Source organism: Microbacterium maritypicum (assembly GCF_008868125.1).
GTDB lineage: Bacteria > Actinomycetota > Actinomycetes > Actinomycetales > Microbacteriaceae > Microbacterium > Microbacterium maritypicum.
The window spans coordinates 107,257-121,149 of the sequence record NZ_WAAQ01000003.1; the positions used below are offsets into that span (position 1 = coordinate 107,257).

Genomic DNA, 13,893 nt, shown 5'->3' on the forward strand with positions numbered 1-13,893 from the left:
CGTATGTGTGTTGTTCCGTAGGGGTGAAACTCTCAGTGCACTCCGCCGCCGACGGCGTTGCGGCGAGGCGAGGTCGCAGCGCGCTCCGCCTCGTCCGCGGCATCCTGCTGCGCGGTGACCTCGGGGGCGGGGGCGGATGCTGTTCCGCCACCACCGTCGCGCGGCGTGCGGCGCCGCGCGAGCATGCCCAGCAGCGAGGAGCGGTTCTCGCCCGGTGCGCCCAGCGCTGCGGTGACGCGATCGAGGAAGACGGCGATCAGCACGACGCCGAGACCGGCCTCGACACCCTTGGGGATGTTGATGGTCGAGATCGCCTCGACCACCATCTTCCCGAGGCCGTCCGCACCCGCCATTCCGGCGATGACCGCCATCGACAGGGCGAGCATGATGACCTGGTTGACGCCGGCCATGATGGTCGGCATCGCGAGGGGGAGCTGGATGCCGCGCAGGATCTGACCCGGCTTGGCACCGAACGCGTGTCCGGCCTCGACGGTCTCGGAGTCGACACCGCGGATGCCGAGCTCGGTCAGTCGCACGCCCGGGGGCAGCGCGAAGATCACGGTGGCCACGAGGCCCGGCACCACGCCGATGCCGAAGAACACGATCGCCGGGATCAGGTACACGAACGCCGGCATGGTCTGCATGAAGTCGAGCACGGGCTTGAGCACCGCGCGCACGGTCGCGTTGCGTGCCGACCAGATGCCCAGCGGCACGGCGATCAGCACCGCGATCACGGCGGCGACGAGCACGAGCGCGAGGGTCTGCATGGCGGGGACCCACAGATCCATCGCCACGATCAGGCCGAAGGAGACGACCGTTCCGATCGCGAGCTGCCACGAGCGCACGACCCAGGCGATGAGCGCGGCGATCACGATGATGACCGCGAAGTGCGGGGTCAGCAGCATGCGCGTGAGGCCGTCGACGAGGAAGCTCATCACGAACGAGATCACGTCGAGCAGACCGTCGAGGTTGTCCTTGATCCAGTCGACGCCGGATTCGATCCAGGTTCCGACGGGGATGCGGAAGTCATCCATCAGCGCACCTCCTCCGTGGTCGGGGCATCGGCCGGGTCGGCGGTCCACCCGTCATCGAGCACGGCATCGATCTCGGCCTGCGGCATCGGCATCAGCGGGAGGGTGATCTCCTCGGTCGCTCCGGGGCCGGGGCCGAGGGCGGCGAGCAGGGTCACACGCGGGATCACGCCCACCAGGCGGCCGTCGGCATCGGTCACCGCGAGCGGCAGCGGCGACTCGACGGCGGGGACGAACAGGTTCATCAGCACCTCGTCCTCGCGCACGCTCTGCAGCACGGGCTTGAGGATCGAGTCGAGAGTGGTCGCGCCGTTGCGCACGAGCTTGACCGCATCCCGGTCGGTGACGACACCGACGAGCTGGCGGTCGCGACCGACCACGTAGGTCGCCGACATGTACGCATCGCGCATCTGGCGCAGCGCGGTGCGCGGACCTGCGGTGTGCGGCACGACGGGGCGCGGGCGCTCCATCACGTTCGCGGCGGTGAGCACGCGAGCGCGGTCGACGTCCTGCACGAACTGCTCGACGTAGTCGTTGGCCGGGTCCATCAGGATGTCCTCGGGGGTGCCGATCTGCACGATGCGGCCGTCGCGCATCACGGCGATCCGGTCGCCGAGGAACATGGCCTCGTTCAGGTCGTGCGTGATGAAGACGATCGTCTTCTGCAGCTTCTGCTGCAGTTCGAGCAGCTGCTCCTGCATCTCGCGACGGATCAGCGGGTCGAGCGCACTGAATGCCTCGTCCATCAGCAGGATGTCGCTGTCGGCGGCGAGCGCGCGGGCGATCCCCACGCGCTGCTGCATGCCACCGGAGAGCTCGGACGGGAGCTTCTCGCCCTGGCCCTCGAGACCCACCAGGGAGAGGATCTCCTCGGCCTTGGCCAGGCGCTCGACCTTGCCGACGCCCTTCAGCTCGAGCGGGTAGGCGACGTTCGCGGCGACGGAGCGGTGCGGCAGCAGGGCGAAGTGCTGGAACACCATCGAGATGCGGTCGCGACGGATCTCGCGGAGCTTCGACGACGGAATGCCCGTGATGGGATCGCCGTTCACCGTGACGGTTCCGGAGGTGACATCGTGCAGCCCGTTGAGCATGCGGATGATGGTGGACTTGCCCGATCCGGACAGCCCCATGATGACGAAGATCTCACCGCGGTTGACGGTGAAGCTGGCGTCGATGACCGCTGCGGTACCGGCATCCGCGACGGCGGCGCGGCTCTCACCGGCTTTCAACCGACGGACGGCGGTGCTCGGATTCTTACCGAAAACCTTGTACAGATTGCGCGCTTCGAGAGCGATTTCGGACACGTTTCCCCCGCGGCTCGCCTTCGGGTGGCTGAGCCTGCTTCGGTTACGCCCGGGTGAGCTCTCGGGGCCGTTCGACATGATCGCTGTGGCGGCACAGGCGGCGGATTTCGGATCCGCCGCGATAGAGCATCGACCGTACGTCCACGCCTCTTCGCAGCACAGCTCATCGAAAGAAGGACGTGGTCGCGGACTGGTCTTCGGGCCGTCAGGCCCACGTTCCAACGTAACGAAATGGCCGATCAGGGGCAAATCCCGGGCGCTCGACCTGCACGAGTTTCAGCGGCTGACCGGGGAATTGCACGGGTATTCAACAATCCCCCTGACGAGGGCCCCGGCGTCAGGAATCGGGCGTGTCGGAACGGCGGATGCTGCGCGTCACGGTGAACTTCGCCGTGCGTGTCACCTGCGTGGTCGCACCGATCAGCCGGGTGAGTTCCGGACGATACGCGAGCGAGGAGTTGTAGACCGTGAAGAGCTCTCCGCCGGGTCGGAGCACGCGCGCCGCGGCCTCGAACAGGCGGGTCGCCGCCCCCGTGTGGACGCTCGCCCCGAGGTGGAACGGCGGGTTCAGCAGCACCACGTCGACGCTCGCATCCGGGACGTCCGAGGCAGCATCGTCGAGGGTGACCACGACCCGGTCGGCGACCCCGTTCACGGCCGCCGTCGCCCGCGCGGAGGCCACGGCCGCTGCCGACCGGTCGGTCGCCGTCACGCGCGCCTCGGGATGGGCGAGCGCGTACGAGACCGCGAGCGCCCCGGTGCCGCAGCCGAGGTCGAGCACGTCGACCGCCGCCCCCGTCGCCTGAGCGCCGAGCGCCTCCAGCAGCACCCGGGTGCCGATGTCGAGGCGCGCGCCCGCGAAGGCCCCGCCGTGCGCCACCAGAGTGAGCCCGTCGTGCTGCGCGCTCACGGGGAACGGCGGTGTCGACGGGGCGGGGAGCGGCTCCGACGCCACGATCAGCCGCGACTTGCGCTCCGCGCGCTGGGCCTGCACCTGCGCGAAACGGCGCCCGAGCACCTCGTTCTGGGTGAGGGTCATGTGCTTCACGCGACCTCCCGCGATGAGCACGACGTCGGGCGCCGCCCAGCGGACCACCGCATCCGTGATCTCCTCGAGTTCCGCGAGCGCCTTCGGCAGCTGCAGCAGCACGACCTTCGCCCCGGCGAGCAGCTCGGCGTCGAGCTCGTGTGCGGTGAAGCCGGCGAGCCCGAGCACCTCGGCGTTGCGGCTCAGGGCCCGACGACCGGTCGCGAGGTCCTGATGCACCCGGATGCCGCGTCGTCCGGCAGCCGTCAGCGCCAGGGTGATCGCGCCGTACTCGTCACCGATCACGACGGTCTCGGAACCTGGAGCATCGAGGGCGAGCGCCCGTTCGACGAGCAGCAGATCGGTCGCGTCATACGCCTGGAGGTTGTCCGCCTCGACGTCGGGCCAGCGGCGCAGGCGGCTGTAGGGGAACTCCGGCACCAGCCCACTGTACGCGGGGGCCGTGAGGATTTCGCATGCGTCGTCTTCGCCCGATTCACAACTTCATGAATCGGGCGTACGCTCCCGCGCATGACCACCGTCATCGCCACCCAGGACCTCGCCAAGCACTACGGCACCGTGCATGCGCTCGACGGTCTCGACCTCACCGTCGAGCACGGTCAGGTGCACGGCTTCCTGGGGCCGAACGGGGCAGGCAAGTCGACCGCGATCCGCATCCTGCTCGGCCTCGCCCGGCGCACCTCCGGCCAGGCGACCGTGTTCGGCGAAGACCCCTGGGAGCGTGCCGTCGACCTGCATCGACGCATCGCGTACGTTCCCGGCGACGTCAGCGTGTGGCCGAACCTGTCCGGAGGCGAGGCCGTCGATCTGCTCGCCCGTCTGCGGGGGGCCCGCACGAGCGACCCCGGGTACCAGCGCGAGAAGAAGCGGCTCCTGGACGCCTTCCAGTTCGACCCACGCAAGAAGGGCCGCGCCTACTCGAAGGGCAACCGGCAGAAGGTCGCGTTGATCGCGGCGTTCGCGGTGCCCGCCGACCTCTACATCTTCGACGAGCCCACCAGCGGACTCGATCCGCTGATGGCGGTCATCTTCCAGCACGAAGTCGCCCGCGCCCATGCGAACGGCGCGACCGTGCTGCTGTCGAGCCACATCATGAGCGAAGTCGAGCAGCTGTGCGACCGGGTGTCGATCATCCGCGCCGGCCGTATCGTCGAGACCGGCACGCTCACGCAGCTGCGACACCTCACCCGCAGCGACGTGTCGTTCACCCCCGCCGGGGCCACCCTCGACCAGGTGTCCCGCATCCCCGATGTGCACGACGCCCAGCAGCAGGGCGACCGCATCCGCCTCGCCGTCGACAGCGACCGCACGGCCACCGTGCTCCCCGCCCTCGCCGCGCTCGGCATCGATGACCTCCGGGTCGCCCCGCCCTCGCTCGAGGAGCTGTTCCTGCGCCACTACGGCGACGACCTCGCCACACTCGAAGCCGCAGAAGAGGGCGGCCGCGATGACACGGCACCCACCACCCGTCGCGAGCGTCGCGCCCTGAAGGGTCGCGCGTGATGTCCGCATTCGGCGTGCTGCTCCGACAGCGGCTGCGACGAGACCGGCTGCAGCTGACGCTGTGGATCGTGGGCACCGCGCTCATGGCTTTCGCGGGATACGCCGGCGTCAGCCAGTCGTACGCGACCGTCGCCGATCGGCAGAGCATCCTCGCCGCGGCACTCGCGAACCCCGTGATCCTGATGTTCCGCGGGCTGCCGTCCGGCACGTCCGAAGGAGCCTTCCTCGCCTTCGCGGTCCTCCCGTGGCTGGCACTGCTCGCCGCCCTTATGAGCACGTTCCTGGCGGTGCGGCACACGCGCGGCGATGAGGAGGCGGGACGGGCGGAACTCGTATGGGCCACTCCGGCCGGACGCCGACTGCCAACCATCGCGACCGTCGTGCACGGCCTCCTGGCGAACGTGGTGCTGGCCGCGCTCACCGCGCTCGCGTTGATCGCCACCGGACTTCCGGCCGCAGGCGCGCTCCTCGCGGGGGCGGCGGCCGGCGCGACCGGGATCGCGTTCCTCGGCGTCGGCCTGCTCGCCGCGCAGCTCATGCGCACATCGCGCGGGGCGAACTCCCTGACGATCTGGGTACTCGTGGCGACCTTCCTGATCCGCGGCATCGGCAACGCGGCGGGAACCCCGAGCGACGACCTGACCCGCATCACGAGCGCCTGGCCCGCCTGGCTCTCGCCGTTCGGCTGGGCCGAGCAGACGCGCCCCTACGACACCGATCTGGCCTGGCCGGTGCTGCTGGGCATCGCGTTCGGCCTCGTGCTCGCCGTCGCATCCGTCGCCCTGCAATCCGTGCGCGACGTCGATGCCGGCTTCGTCGCGGAGCGCCCGGGCCGGGTCTCGGCACGACCGGCGCTCGCGTCGCCGCACGCGCTGGTGTGGCGGCTCACCTCGGGTTCGATCGTGGGATGGGCGATCGGCGGGGCGATCACGGGCATCCTCGCCACGACGCTGAGCGGGGTGGTCGACCGGATCTCGGGCGAGAACCCCGCCGTCGCCGACATCCTGAAGAAGATCGGCGGCGCCTCGGGAGGACTCGACGAGGTCGTGGTGACCGTGTTCTTCACGCTGCTGGGCATCCTCGCCGCCTGCGCGGCGGTACAGACCGTGGTGCGCGCCCGCCAGGAAGAGGCGCGTGGCACCGCCGAGGCCGTGCTCGCCACCCCGGTCGGACGCGTGCGCTGGCTCGCCGACTACATGATGGTCGGCGTGGCCGCGGTGCTGATCGTCGTCGCCGCCGCCGTGCTCGCCGGGTGGGTCGGCGCCTGGTCGAACGGCGGCGACGAGTCGCTGTATCGCATCGTGGCGGTGGCCGGATTCGGGCAGGCGGTCGCTGCCTCGATCTTCGCGGTGCTGACCGCCCTGGTGTTCGTGCTGCTCCCGCGGGCGACGACCGCCGTGGCGTGGAGCCTCGTGCTGCTGGCGGCCCTGCTCGGCATGTTCGGGCCGCTGTTCGGACTGCCCGAGTGGAGCGCGAACCTTTCGCCGTTCGCGGTGACCCCGGTGGTCGACGGCGGCGGAGTGGACGTGCGCGGCCTGTGGTGGCTCGTGCTCGCCCTGGCCGCAGGAGGCGCGGCAGCACTGACGTTGATGCGGCGACGCGAGCTCGCCCTCGGCGCGTAGGAGGAGCCGGGATGCCCGACGACAGCGCCGAGAGCCTCGACACCACAGACATCGACACCGCCGACCTCGAGACCGCCGCGGTGCATCGAGGGATCGAACCGGCGGAGAAGGCGGCGGCCATGATGACCGCTGCGGGAATGCCCCGCATGCCGGCGCGGGTGATGATGGCGCTGATCGCCGCGCCCGCGGGCGGGTACACGGCCTCCCAGCTCGGCGAGCGTCTCGGCGTCTCGGCTGCGGCCGTCTCCGGTGCGGTGCGCTACCTGCAGCAGCTGCACTTCGTCCAGCGCCGCTCACGGCCGGGGGAGCGCCGCGACCGCTACGAGTTCGTGCACGACCCGTTCACGATTTCGATCGCGGGGAACATGCCCGTGTACTCCCGCCTGTCCGCGTACATCGACGACATCGCCGCCGCGCACACCGACGACCAGGGCGCCCACGACCGGGCCGTCGAGCTCGCCGAGTTCTTCCGCTTCCTCTCCGCGCGCATGCTGCAGATCGTCGATGACTGGCACGAGCAGCGCCGCGAACGCGACTGACGGGCTCACTCGGTCATCCGTCGGGAGCCGGTGAGCTTCGCCGTCCGCCTCACCTCTTGACACTCGTCCGGGTTATATGGTTACTTAGTCAAGTAAGTAACCCACTAACCACGCGGAGGACTCGTGATCGAAGAAGGCAAGCCGCTCTTCGTCCAGATCGCCGAGCAGATCGAGGACTCGATCGTCGACGGCTCACTCGCCGAAGAGGCCCAGGCCCCCTCCACGAACGAGCTGGCCGCGTTCTACCGGATCAACCCCGCCACCGCAGCGAAGGGAGTCGCCGTGCTCACCGACAAGGGAGTGCTCTACAAGCGCCGAGGCATCGGCATGTTCGTCGCGGAGGGCGCCAGGGATCTCCTCCTCGGCGAGCGCCGCGCCGCGTTCGCCGACCGCTACATCGACCCGCTCCTCGCCGAAGCCCGGACGCTCGGGCTCGGCGCCGAAGACCTCGCGGCCCTGCTCCGGCAGCGTGCCGCACTGACCACTGACGCAGAAGGGAAGACCTCCGCATGACCGCCGTCATCGAGGTGCACAACCTCAGCAAGCGCTACAAGGAGAAGCGAGCGCTCGACAACGTGTCGCTCGCCATCGAGGGAGGCGCGATCTACGGCCTCCTCGGCCGCAACGGTGCGGGGAAGACGACACTCATGTCGATCCTCACCGCTCAGAACTTCGAGTCGTCCGGCACCGTGAAGGTGTTCGGTGAGCACCCGTACGAGAACGCGCACGTGCTCAGCCGGATCTGCTTCGTCCGCGAGAGCCAGAAGTACCCGGACGACGCCCACCCCAAGCACGCGTTCAAGGCCGCGAGCCTGTTCTTCCCGAACTGGGATCAGGCCCTCGCCGACGAGCTCATCGCCCAGTTCCAGCTGCCGATGAAGCAGACCATCAAGAAGCTCTCCCGCGGTCAGCTCTCCGCGGTCGGGGTGATCATCGGACTCGCCTCGCGCGCCGAGATCACCTTCTTCGACGAGCCCTACCTCGGCCTCGACGCCGTCGCCAGGCAGATCTTCTACGACCGCCTGATCGAGGACTACGCCGAGCACCCGCGCACCGTCATCCTCTCGTCGCACCTGATCGACGAGGTCTCGAACCTCATCGAGAAGGTCATCGTGATCGACAACGGCCAGATCCTCCTGAACGAGGACACGGATGCGGTCCGCGACCGCGCCGTGACCGTGGTGGGCGACGCCGCGAAAGTCGACGCCTGGGTCGGCACCCGAGAGGTGCTGCACCGCGAGGCGCTCGGGCGCGTGGCATCCGTCACCGTCCTCGGCGCCGTATCCGCGGAGGAGCGCGCGGAGATCGCGGCAGCAGGGCTCGACCTCGCGCCGGTCTCGCTGCAGCAGCTGATCGTGCGTCTCACCCAGAAGGTCGAGGCCGACGCCACGAGATCCGCCGCCACGAAAGAGGAGGTGCGCTGATGCGACGCACACTCAACGTCATCCGCCTGCAGCTGATCAACCGGCAGACCTTCATCTGGGTGCCGCTGATCATCCTCGGCGCGGCGACGGCGATCTCGATACTGATCTACGGGATGATCCCCGACGACATCGCGATCTACGGCGGCGGAGGACAGGCGCCTCTGTGGTACTTCTTCGCCATCGGCATCTCTGCGATGACGCTCACGTTCCCCTTCTCTCAGGCGATGAGCATCACGCGACGGGAGTTCTTCCTCGGCACCATGCTCACCGCCATCATCGCCAGCACCCTCATGGGGATCCTGTTCCTGATCGGTGGGGGGATCGAAGTCGCCACGAACGGCTACGGCGTGAACGGATGGGTGTTCTACATCCCGTGGCTGTGGGAGGCGGGTCCGCTCGGGGCCTTCGTCGTCTACTTCACCCTCGCGCTGTTCTTCTTCGTGGTCGGGTTCACCGGCGCCACCATCTACAAGAGCTGGGGTCTGATGGTGCTCACGATCGGGTGGGTCGCGCTGGCGCTCGTGCTGGTCGGGCTCTCGTATCTCGTGACGCGGTTCGAGCTGTGGGGGCAGGTCTGGACGGGGATCGGAAGCCTCGGCGCCCTCGGTCTCGCCCTCTGGGGCCTCGTGGTCACGGCGGCCCTCATGGGCGTCTCGTTCCTCGCCTTCCGCAGAGCCATCCCGTAGACCCACCGCAGATCCATCCCTCTCGCCGACGCCGGTCGCCCTCCTGGGCGGCCGGCGTCGCGTGTGCGCGCTACCGGTACGTCGCCGAGCACGCAACCCGCTCGCCTCCTGCGCACCGGAGCGCCTACGCTCGCGGAACCCCCTGCCCCCGACAGAGAGGATGCCGTGACGCAGACCCGCACCCGGCTCCGGGTACGACGAGCGGGCGCCCGACGCGCGCTCCACGACGCCGTCCGTCCTGCCCGGCTGCTGCTCGTGGCCAAGACGACCCTCGCCGTCGGACTGGCCTGGATGATCGCTCCGCACATGCCCGGGGTCACCGACCAGTACCCGTACTACGCGCCCCTCGGGGCCCTGTTGAGCATGTACCCGACGCTGATGGGTTCGGCGAAGTCGAGCCTGCAGACGCTGCTCGGCCTCGCCACGGGAATCGGTCTCGCCACGATCGTGGTGCTGACGGTCGGCCCGACCTGGTGGACGATCCCCCTCGTGGTCGGCGTCGGAGTGCTGCTCTCGGGCACGGGCTGGTTCGGCGTCGGCCGCGAATACGTGCCGATGGCCGCCCTGTTCGTGCTGATCATCGGCGGACAGAACGCCGACGACTATTCGCTCGGCTACCTCACACAGACGGCGGTCGGCGTGGTCGTCGGGCTGGTGGTGAACCTGGTGATCGCACCCGCACCACTCACCGTCGCCGCGGCGGGACGGGTGGCGGCGTTCCGGGAGCAGTTGGCCGCGCACCTGCACGACATCGGATCCGCGGTCTCGGAGGCATGGCCGCCCGAGCACGAGCAATGGGCCGACGATGCGGCCTCTCTCGCCGACACCTCCTCCGAACTACGAGCGGCACTGACGGAGGCGGACGAGAGCCGACGGGGCAACCCGCGCGCCAGGGGGCATCGCACGCGGATCCAGCAGAGCCACGACGAGCTCGCGGCTCTCGATCGCATCGCCCACCTCATCCGCGACATCTCCGACGAGATCGCCGACACGATCTGGGACCGGCCGTCGGCACTGGCGCTCGACCCCGCTCTGCCTGCGCCCCTCTCTGCGGCCTGTCACGCGGTCGCCGATGTGATCGCGCGGGGGGATGCCTCCTCGAGCGACGATCATCGCGCCCGCGGTGAAGCGGCGCGCGCGATCCGGCTGCTTCTCGAGACGGTCGACGACCGCACCATCGATGTGCGGCGTTCGATGGGACCCGGTGTGCTCACCGCGATGCACCTGCGTCGCATCCTGATCCTGAGCGGTACGCGCCCTCCGACCGAGGATTGATCCGACCGGGGCCGCCGCCTCAGATGGTGTCGTCGGCGACGACCAGGTCCATCTGCCAGTAGCGGCCGTCCGGGTCCGCACTGTCGTGCGCGTCGTCGGCCGCACTCAGGATGTCGTTGATCTTCACCATCACGTCGTCGAACTCGGACTCCGTGAGCCGGATCGTGCGCTGGGTGAAGGCGGCGTGCACCTCCCTCGTGCGTCCGGCGACGTACTCCGGGGTCCAGGCCATCACCCGACGGATCAGATCCTGATGGTCTTCGACGAGCGCGGCGACCACCGCGACGCCGAGGGCCTCATCCGGGACGGGGCTCTCCGGACCGCCGACGTTGAGCGCGCCCTTGTGCCCCGTCCACACACGATCGCGTCGGTCACGAGCTTTGTCCGGCGCCTCTTCGATGAGCCCGGCATCGGCGAGAGCGCGCAGATGGAAGCTGGCGCTGTTCGCCGGAACGCCGAGCTCGGCGGCGATGTCGGCGGCGCGGAGGAAGTCCCGCCGTGAGAACAGCCGGATCATCTGGCGTCGCAGGGGGTGCGAGTAGGCCTTGAGCATGGCCGAGGTCATCCAGACGGGATCGGTGCTCGTGCTCTTCGCGCTGTCCTCCGTCATGTGCCGATCCTACTCGCACCCACAATTGCGCAATAAGACTTGCGCAATAGTTCTTGCGCATCTACTCTCTTCCCATGACCACCGTCACCGAGCCCCACCGTCTGTGGCGCAACACCCGCTACCTCACCTGGTTGGTGAGCGACACGAGCAAGGGCCTCGCGGCCTCCCTGTTCGGCTTCGCCATCCCGCTGCTCGCCCTGATCGTGACGAACGACCCCGCCCAGGCCGGCATCATCGGCGGAGCCGGAATGGTCGCGCGACTGCTCATGACCCTGGCCGGCGGCGTGCTGGCCGACCGTCATCGCCGCATCGCGCTGATGCTCCTCGGCTCGCTCATCGGCATCGTGCTCGCCGGCGGCTTCACCCTCCTCGCCCTCGGCGACGCGATGACGTTCGGATCACTGCTCGTGATCGACGTGCTGCTCGCCGCGCGCAGCGGACTCTTCGACGTCGCCGGTGAGAGCGCGATCAAGGAGATCGTGCCCGACGACGCGATGGGCCGAGCGCAGGCGGCGAACCAAGGGCGCGACGCTGCGCTCCAGCTCGCGGGCGGACCGCTCGGCGGTCTGCTGCTGGGCGTCGGCGGATGGCTCGTGGGCGCGGTCATGACGCTGTGCCACGCGATCGCAGCCCTGACCGCGTGGATGCTGGGGCGTCAGACCCGTCGTGCAGGAGTGGTCGATGCGGGCGCGGACGACGACGTCGCTCCGGCCCCGACGACGAAGCCCAACGCCTGGGCGGAGCTGCGCGAGGGATTCGGCTGGCTGCTCTCCCGCCCCGACCTCGGCGGTGTGCTGCTCATCACGACGGTCATCAACCTCGGCTTCAACGCCACGATCACGACCGTCATCTACGCCCTCCAGCAGGACGGGTACTCCGAGCTGTTGATCGGCACCCTGAGCGCATCGATCGGGGCCGTGATGCTCGTGGGCGCCGTGTGCGCTCCGCTGCTCGTCCCGCGGATCAAGACCGGGATCCTGACCATCGCCGGACTCTCGGTCGTCTCGGTCGGCGCGATCGTGCTGTCGATGGTCACCGGGCCCTGGGCCATCGCGGTGGTGCTCGGCGCCTCGGTCCTGCTCGTGCCCGCGCTCAACGCCGGCATGATGGGCTACTTCATGGTCGCCACCCCGAGCCACCTGCTCGGTCGAGCCAACAGCGCCGCCGGAGTGCTCGGCATGGGTGCGATGCCACTCGCTCCCCTGATCGCCGGCTTCGGACTCGCCTGGATCGGCCGCGAAGGCACCATCCTGATCTGCGCCGCGCTGTGCCTGGTCGCGGTCCTCCTCGCCGTGGGCAACAGTGCGCTGCGGGCACTGCCGGTCGAAGCGCGCTGGGCCGCGCACGCGAAGCAGTACGAGACGGCTTGATGCCGCAGAGGTGTGCGCCGGCAGCCGTACGGGCTAGAGCGCGCCGGTCAGTGCCGCGATGCCGGCGAGCAGGGAGACCAGGGCGAGCACGAGAGCGATCGCGATGAGGACGGCGTGCACCTTGAGGAATGCCGTGGCCCTGCCGTTCTCGTCGCGCGCCCGCGGATCCTTGGCGACGCGCGTGTAGAACCGCGGCCAGACGAGGGCGTTGAAGGCGGCGTTGAGCAAGAGCAGGACGGCGAGCGGGATCACCCCTCAACGCTATCGACATCGCCTGTGGCTGCCGACCGCCGCCGGGATGCGGAATTCTTGGATGCGGACTTGTATCAGAAAGCCCTTGCCGCGCTCCTGGTAGGTGTGATCACAATGGGCTTCATGATCGACGGTGCACCCGGCGCCGGTCTCGATCATGCCTCGGATGACGGGCGTGCACGCTGGGAGCGCGCCGCAGATCTGTTCGACGCATGGCGCGAGAGCGACAGCCGCGCGATGGACGAGCTCGTACGGCTGATGACGCCCGTGCTCTGGCACGTCGTGCGCGCCTACGGACTCGAACGCACCCTCGCCGAAGACGTCGTGCAGACCACCTGGCTGCGGCTGGTGCGCGGTCACGGATCGATCAGCGATTCGCGGGCCGTGTCGGCCTGGCTCACCACCACAGCACGCCGCGAAGCCTGGAAGGTCGCGAAGGCACACGGCAAGGTCGACACGACCGATGTCGACGACCTCGACACCCTGCTCCCCGAGCAGGCTTCGGCCGAGGAGCACGCGACCATCGGCGACGAGAACCGTCGGCTGTGGTCGGCCGTCCGCCGCCTGAACGACCGCTGCCAGAGGCTGCTGCGCGTGATCGCCTTCGAGGACCGCCCGGACTATGCGCACATCGCCAGCGACCTCGCGATGCCCATCGGCAGCATCGGCCCCACACGGAACCGGTGCCTCGCGAAGCTCCGCGCCCTGCTGGACGGACCGCCGACAGCGCCGGCGGGGGGACTCGCATGACCGACCACGAAGACGCCAGGATGCTCGCCCGGCTCCGCACGCACTGGAGAGCGGTCGACCCGGTGCCCGCGGGCCTGATCGACCGCATGGTCGCCGCAGTCGCTTCGGACGGCCTGAACAGCGAGTATGCGCTGCTGACCCTGGTCGAGGGACAGCTCGGCGAGGTGCGCGGCGAGGCGGATGCACTCACCCTGCAGTTCAGCGACGGCTCCACCAGCATCCTGCTGCATGTGACGACCACCGCTTCCGGCCGCCGCCGCGTCGACGGCTGGGTCGACACGGCGGCCGCCGAGATCGTCCTGACGCAGGGAGAGAAGGCCAGGTCGGTCTCGCCGGAGGAGACCGGACGCTTCGTGTTCGACGAGGTGCCGTCCGGTCTCACGCGCGTGCGCCTGACGACCGTGGTCGGGGACGAGACGCGCACGCTCGCGACCCCGCAGTTCGAGCTGTGACCACGGGCGCCGCCCGTCGATGAGGAC

15 protein-coding genes are annotated in these 13,893 nt (G+C 69.4%); 10 read left to right on the forward strand and 5 right to left on the reverse strand.

The genetic code is table 11. The features are described 5' to 3' along the window. Window positions 1–32: 32 nt before the first annotated feature. The 3 genes from F6W70_RS16170 to F6W70_RS16180 form a co-directional block, all read right to left on the reverse strand. On the reverse strand, window positions 33–1,034 hold the full coding sequence (locus F6W70_RS16170; RefSeq protein WP_127481466.1) for an ABC transporter permease: 1,002 nt from the start codon (window positions 1,032–1,034) through the stop codon (window positions 33–35). After that, window positions 1,034–2,335, reverse strand: a complete 1,302-nt coding sequence (locus F6W70_RS16175) for a quaternary amine ABC transporter ATP-binding protein (RefSeq protein WP_017830050.1) — start codon at window positions 2,333–2,335, stop codon at window positions 1,034–1,036. Before F6W70_RS16175 ends, F6W70_RS16170 begins: the two co-directional genes overlap by 1 nt. A 337-nt stretch (window positions 2,336–2,672) precedes the next feature. Next, on the reverse strand, window positions 2,673–3,803 hold the full coding sequence (locus F6W70_RS16180) for a class I SAM-dependent methyltransferase (RefSeq protein ID WP_151487336.1): 1,131 nt from the start codon (window positions 3,801–3,803) through the stop codon (window positions 2,673–2,675). Window positions 3,804–3,893: 90 nt separating this feature from the next. On the opposite strand from F6W70_RS16180, the gene F6W70_RS16185 reads away from it, so the two are divergent. The 7 genes from F6W70_RS16185 (at window position 3,894) to F6W70_RS16215 (ending at window position 10,432) form a co-directional block, all read left to right on the forward strand. Then, window positions 3,894–4,886 (forward strand): ABC transporter ATP-binding protein, encoded by a 993-nt coding sequence (locus F6W70_RS16185; protein WP_151487337.1) that lies wholly within the window; start codon window positions 3,894–3,896, stop codon window positions 4,884–4,886. Further along, window positions 4,886–6,508: an ABC transporter permease gene (locus F6W70_RS16190; protein ID WP_151487492.1), complete on the forward strand. Its 1,623-nt coding sequence runs from the start codon at window positions 4,886–4,888 to the stop codon at window positions 6,506–6,508. The genes F6W70_RS16185 and F6W70_RS16190 overlap by 1 nt, the downstream gene beginning before the upstream one ends. 11 nt (window positions 6,509–6,519) lie before the next feature. After that, window positions 6,520–7,047, forward strand: a complete 528-nt coding sequence (locus tag F6W70_RS16195; RefSeq protein ID WP_151487338.1) for a GbsR/MarR family transcriptional regulator — start codon at window positions 6,520–6,522, stop codon at window positions 7,045–7,047. Between the two features lie 123 nt (window positions 7,048–7,170). After that, the gene (locus F6W70_RS16200; protein ID WP_055875682.1) at window positions 7,171–7,560 is read left to right on the forward strand and encodes a GntR family transcriptional regulator; all 390 of its coding nucleotides are present in this window, start codon (window positions 7,171–7,173) and stop codon (window positions 7,558–7,560) included. Continuing rightward, window positions 7,557–8,471, forward strand: coding sequence for an ABC transporter ATP-binding protein (locus F6W70_RS16205; RefSeq protein ID WP_151487339.1), 915 nt, complete (start codon window positions 7,557–7,559; stop codon window positions 8,469–8,471). Before F6W70_RS16200 ends, F6W70_RS16205 begins: the two co-directional genes overlap by 4 nt. Then, a complete protein-coding gene (locus F6W70_RS16210; RefSeq protein WP_151487340.1) occupies window positions 8,471–9,157 on the forward strand; it encodes a hypothetical protein in 687 nt (228 codons plus the stop codon). The genes F6W70_RS16205 and F6W70_RS16210 overlap by 1 nt, the downstream gene beginning before the upstream one ends. Before the next feature lie 165 nt (window positions 9,158–9,322). Beyond that, the gene (locus F6W70_RS16215) at window positions 9,323–10,432 is read left to right on the forward strand and encodes an FUSC family protein (protein WP_151487341.1); all 1,110 of its coding nucleotides are present in this window, start codon (window positions 9,323–9,325) and stop codon (window positions 10,430–10,432) included. A 19-nt stretch (window positions 10,433–10,451) separates the two neighbouring features. Here the strand turns inward: F6W70_RS16215 and F6W70_RS16220 are convergent, their stop codons facing one another. Then, window positions 10,452–11,042: a winged helix-turn-helix domain-containing protein gene (locus tag F6W70_RS16220; RefSeq protein WP_055871813.1), complete on the reverse strand. Its 591-nt coding sequence runs from the start codon at window positions 11,040–11,042 to the stop codon at window positions 10,452–10,454. A gap of 74 nt (window positions 11,043–11,116) precedes the next feature. Between F6W70_RS16220 and F6W70_RS16225 the strand changes: the two genes are divergently transcribed. Then, window positions 11,117–12,412, forward strand: a complete 1,296-nt coding sequence (locus tag F6W70_RS16225; RefSeq protein WP_151487342.1) for an MFS transporter — start codon at window positions 11,117–11,119, stop codon at window positions 12,410–12,412. Window positions 12,413–12,445: 33 nt separating this feature from the next. On the opposite strand, the gene F6W70_RS16230 is transcribed toward F6W70_RS16225, so the two are convergent. Next, window positions 12,446–12,664: an SCO4848 family membrane protein gene (locus F6W70_RS16230; protein ID WP_055871807.1), complete on the reverse strand. Its 219-nt coding sequence runs from the start codon at window positions 12,662–12,664 to the stop codon at window positions 12,446–12,448. A 123-nt stretch (window positions 12,665–12,787) separates the two neighbouring features. Here F6W70_RS16230 and F6W70_RS16235 point away from each other — a divergent pair, with 123 nt between their 5' ends. Continuing rightward, complete coding sequence (locus F6W70_RS16235; RefSeq protein WP_318278930.1) at window positions 12,788–13,414, forward strand: RNA polymerase sigma factor; 627 nt, start codon at window positions 12,788–12,790, stop codon at window positions 13,412–13,414. Beyond that, on the forward strand, window positions 13,411–13,866 hold the full coding sequence (locus F6W70_RS16240) for a hypothetical protein (protein ID WP_151487343.1): 456 nt from the start codon (window positions 13,411–13,413) through the stop codon (window positions 13,864–13,866). The genes F6W70_RS16235 and F6W70_RS16240 overlap by 4 nt, the downstream gene beginning before the upstream one ends. Window positions 13,867–13,893: the final 27 nt, after the last annotated feature.

Bases quoted from the DNA above. Each gene is read 5' to 3' on its own strand.
- F6W70_RS16170 (WP_127481466.1), bottom strand. From the start codon at position 1,034: ATGGATGACTTCCGCATCCCCGTCGGAACCTGGATCGAATCCGGCGTC.
- F6W70_RS16185 (WP_151487337.1), top strand. From the start codon at position 3,894: ATGACCACCGTCATCGCCACCCAGGACCTCGCCAAGCACTACGGCACC.
- F6W70_RS16190 (WP_151487492.1), top strand. From the start codon at position 4,886: ATGTCCGCATTCGGCGTGCTGCTCCGACAGCGGCTGCGACGAGACCGG.
- F6W70_RS16195 (WP_151487338.1), top strand. From the start codon at position 6,520: ATGCCCGACGACAGCGCCGAGAGCCTCGACACCACAGACATCGACACC.
- F6W70_RS16205 (WP_151487339.1), top strand. From the start codon at position 7,557: ATGACCGCCGTCATCGAGGTGCACAACCTCAGCAAGCGCTACAAGGAG.
- F6W70_RS16210 (WP_151487340.1), top strand. From the start codon at position 8,471: ATGCGACGCACACTCAACGTCATCCGCCTGCAGCTGATCAACCGGCAG.
- F6W70_RS16220 (WP_055871813.1), bottom strand. From the start codon at position 11,042: ATGACGGAGGACAGCGCGAAGAGCACGAGCACCGATCCCGTCTGGATG.
- F6W70_RS16225 (WP_151487342.1), top strand. From the start codon at position 11,117: ATGACCACCGTCACCGAGCCCCACCGTCTGTGGCGCAACACCCGCTAC.
- F6W70_RS16235 (WP_318278930.1), top strand. From the start codon at position 12,788: ATGATCGACGGTGCACCCGGCGCCGGTCTCGATCATGCCTCGGATGAC.
- F6W70_RS16240 (WP_151487343.1), top strand. From the start codon at position 13,411: ATGACCGACCACGAAGACGCCAGGATGCTCGCCCGGCTCCGCACGCAC.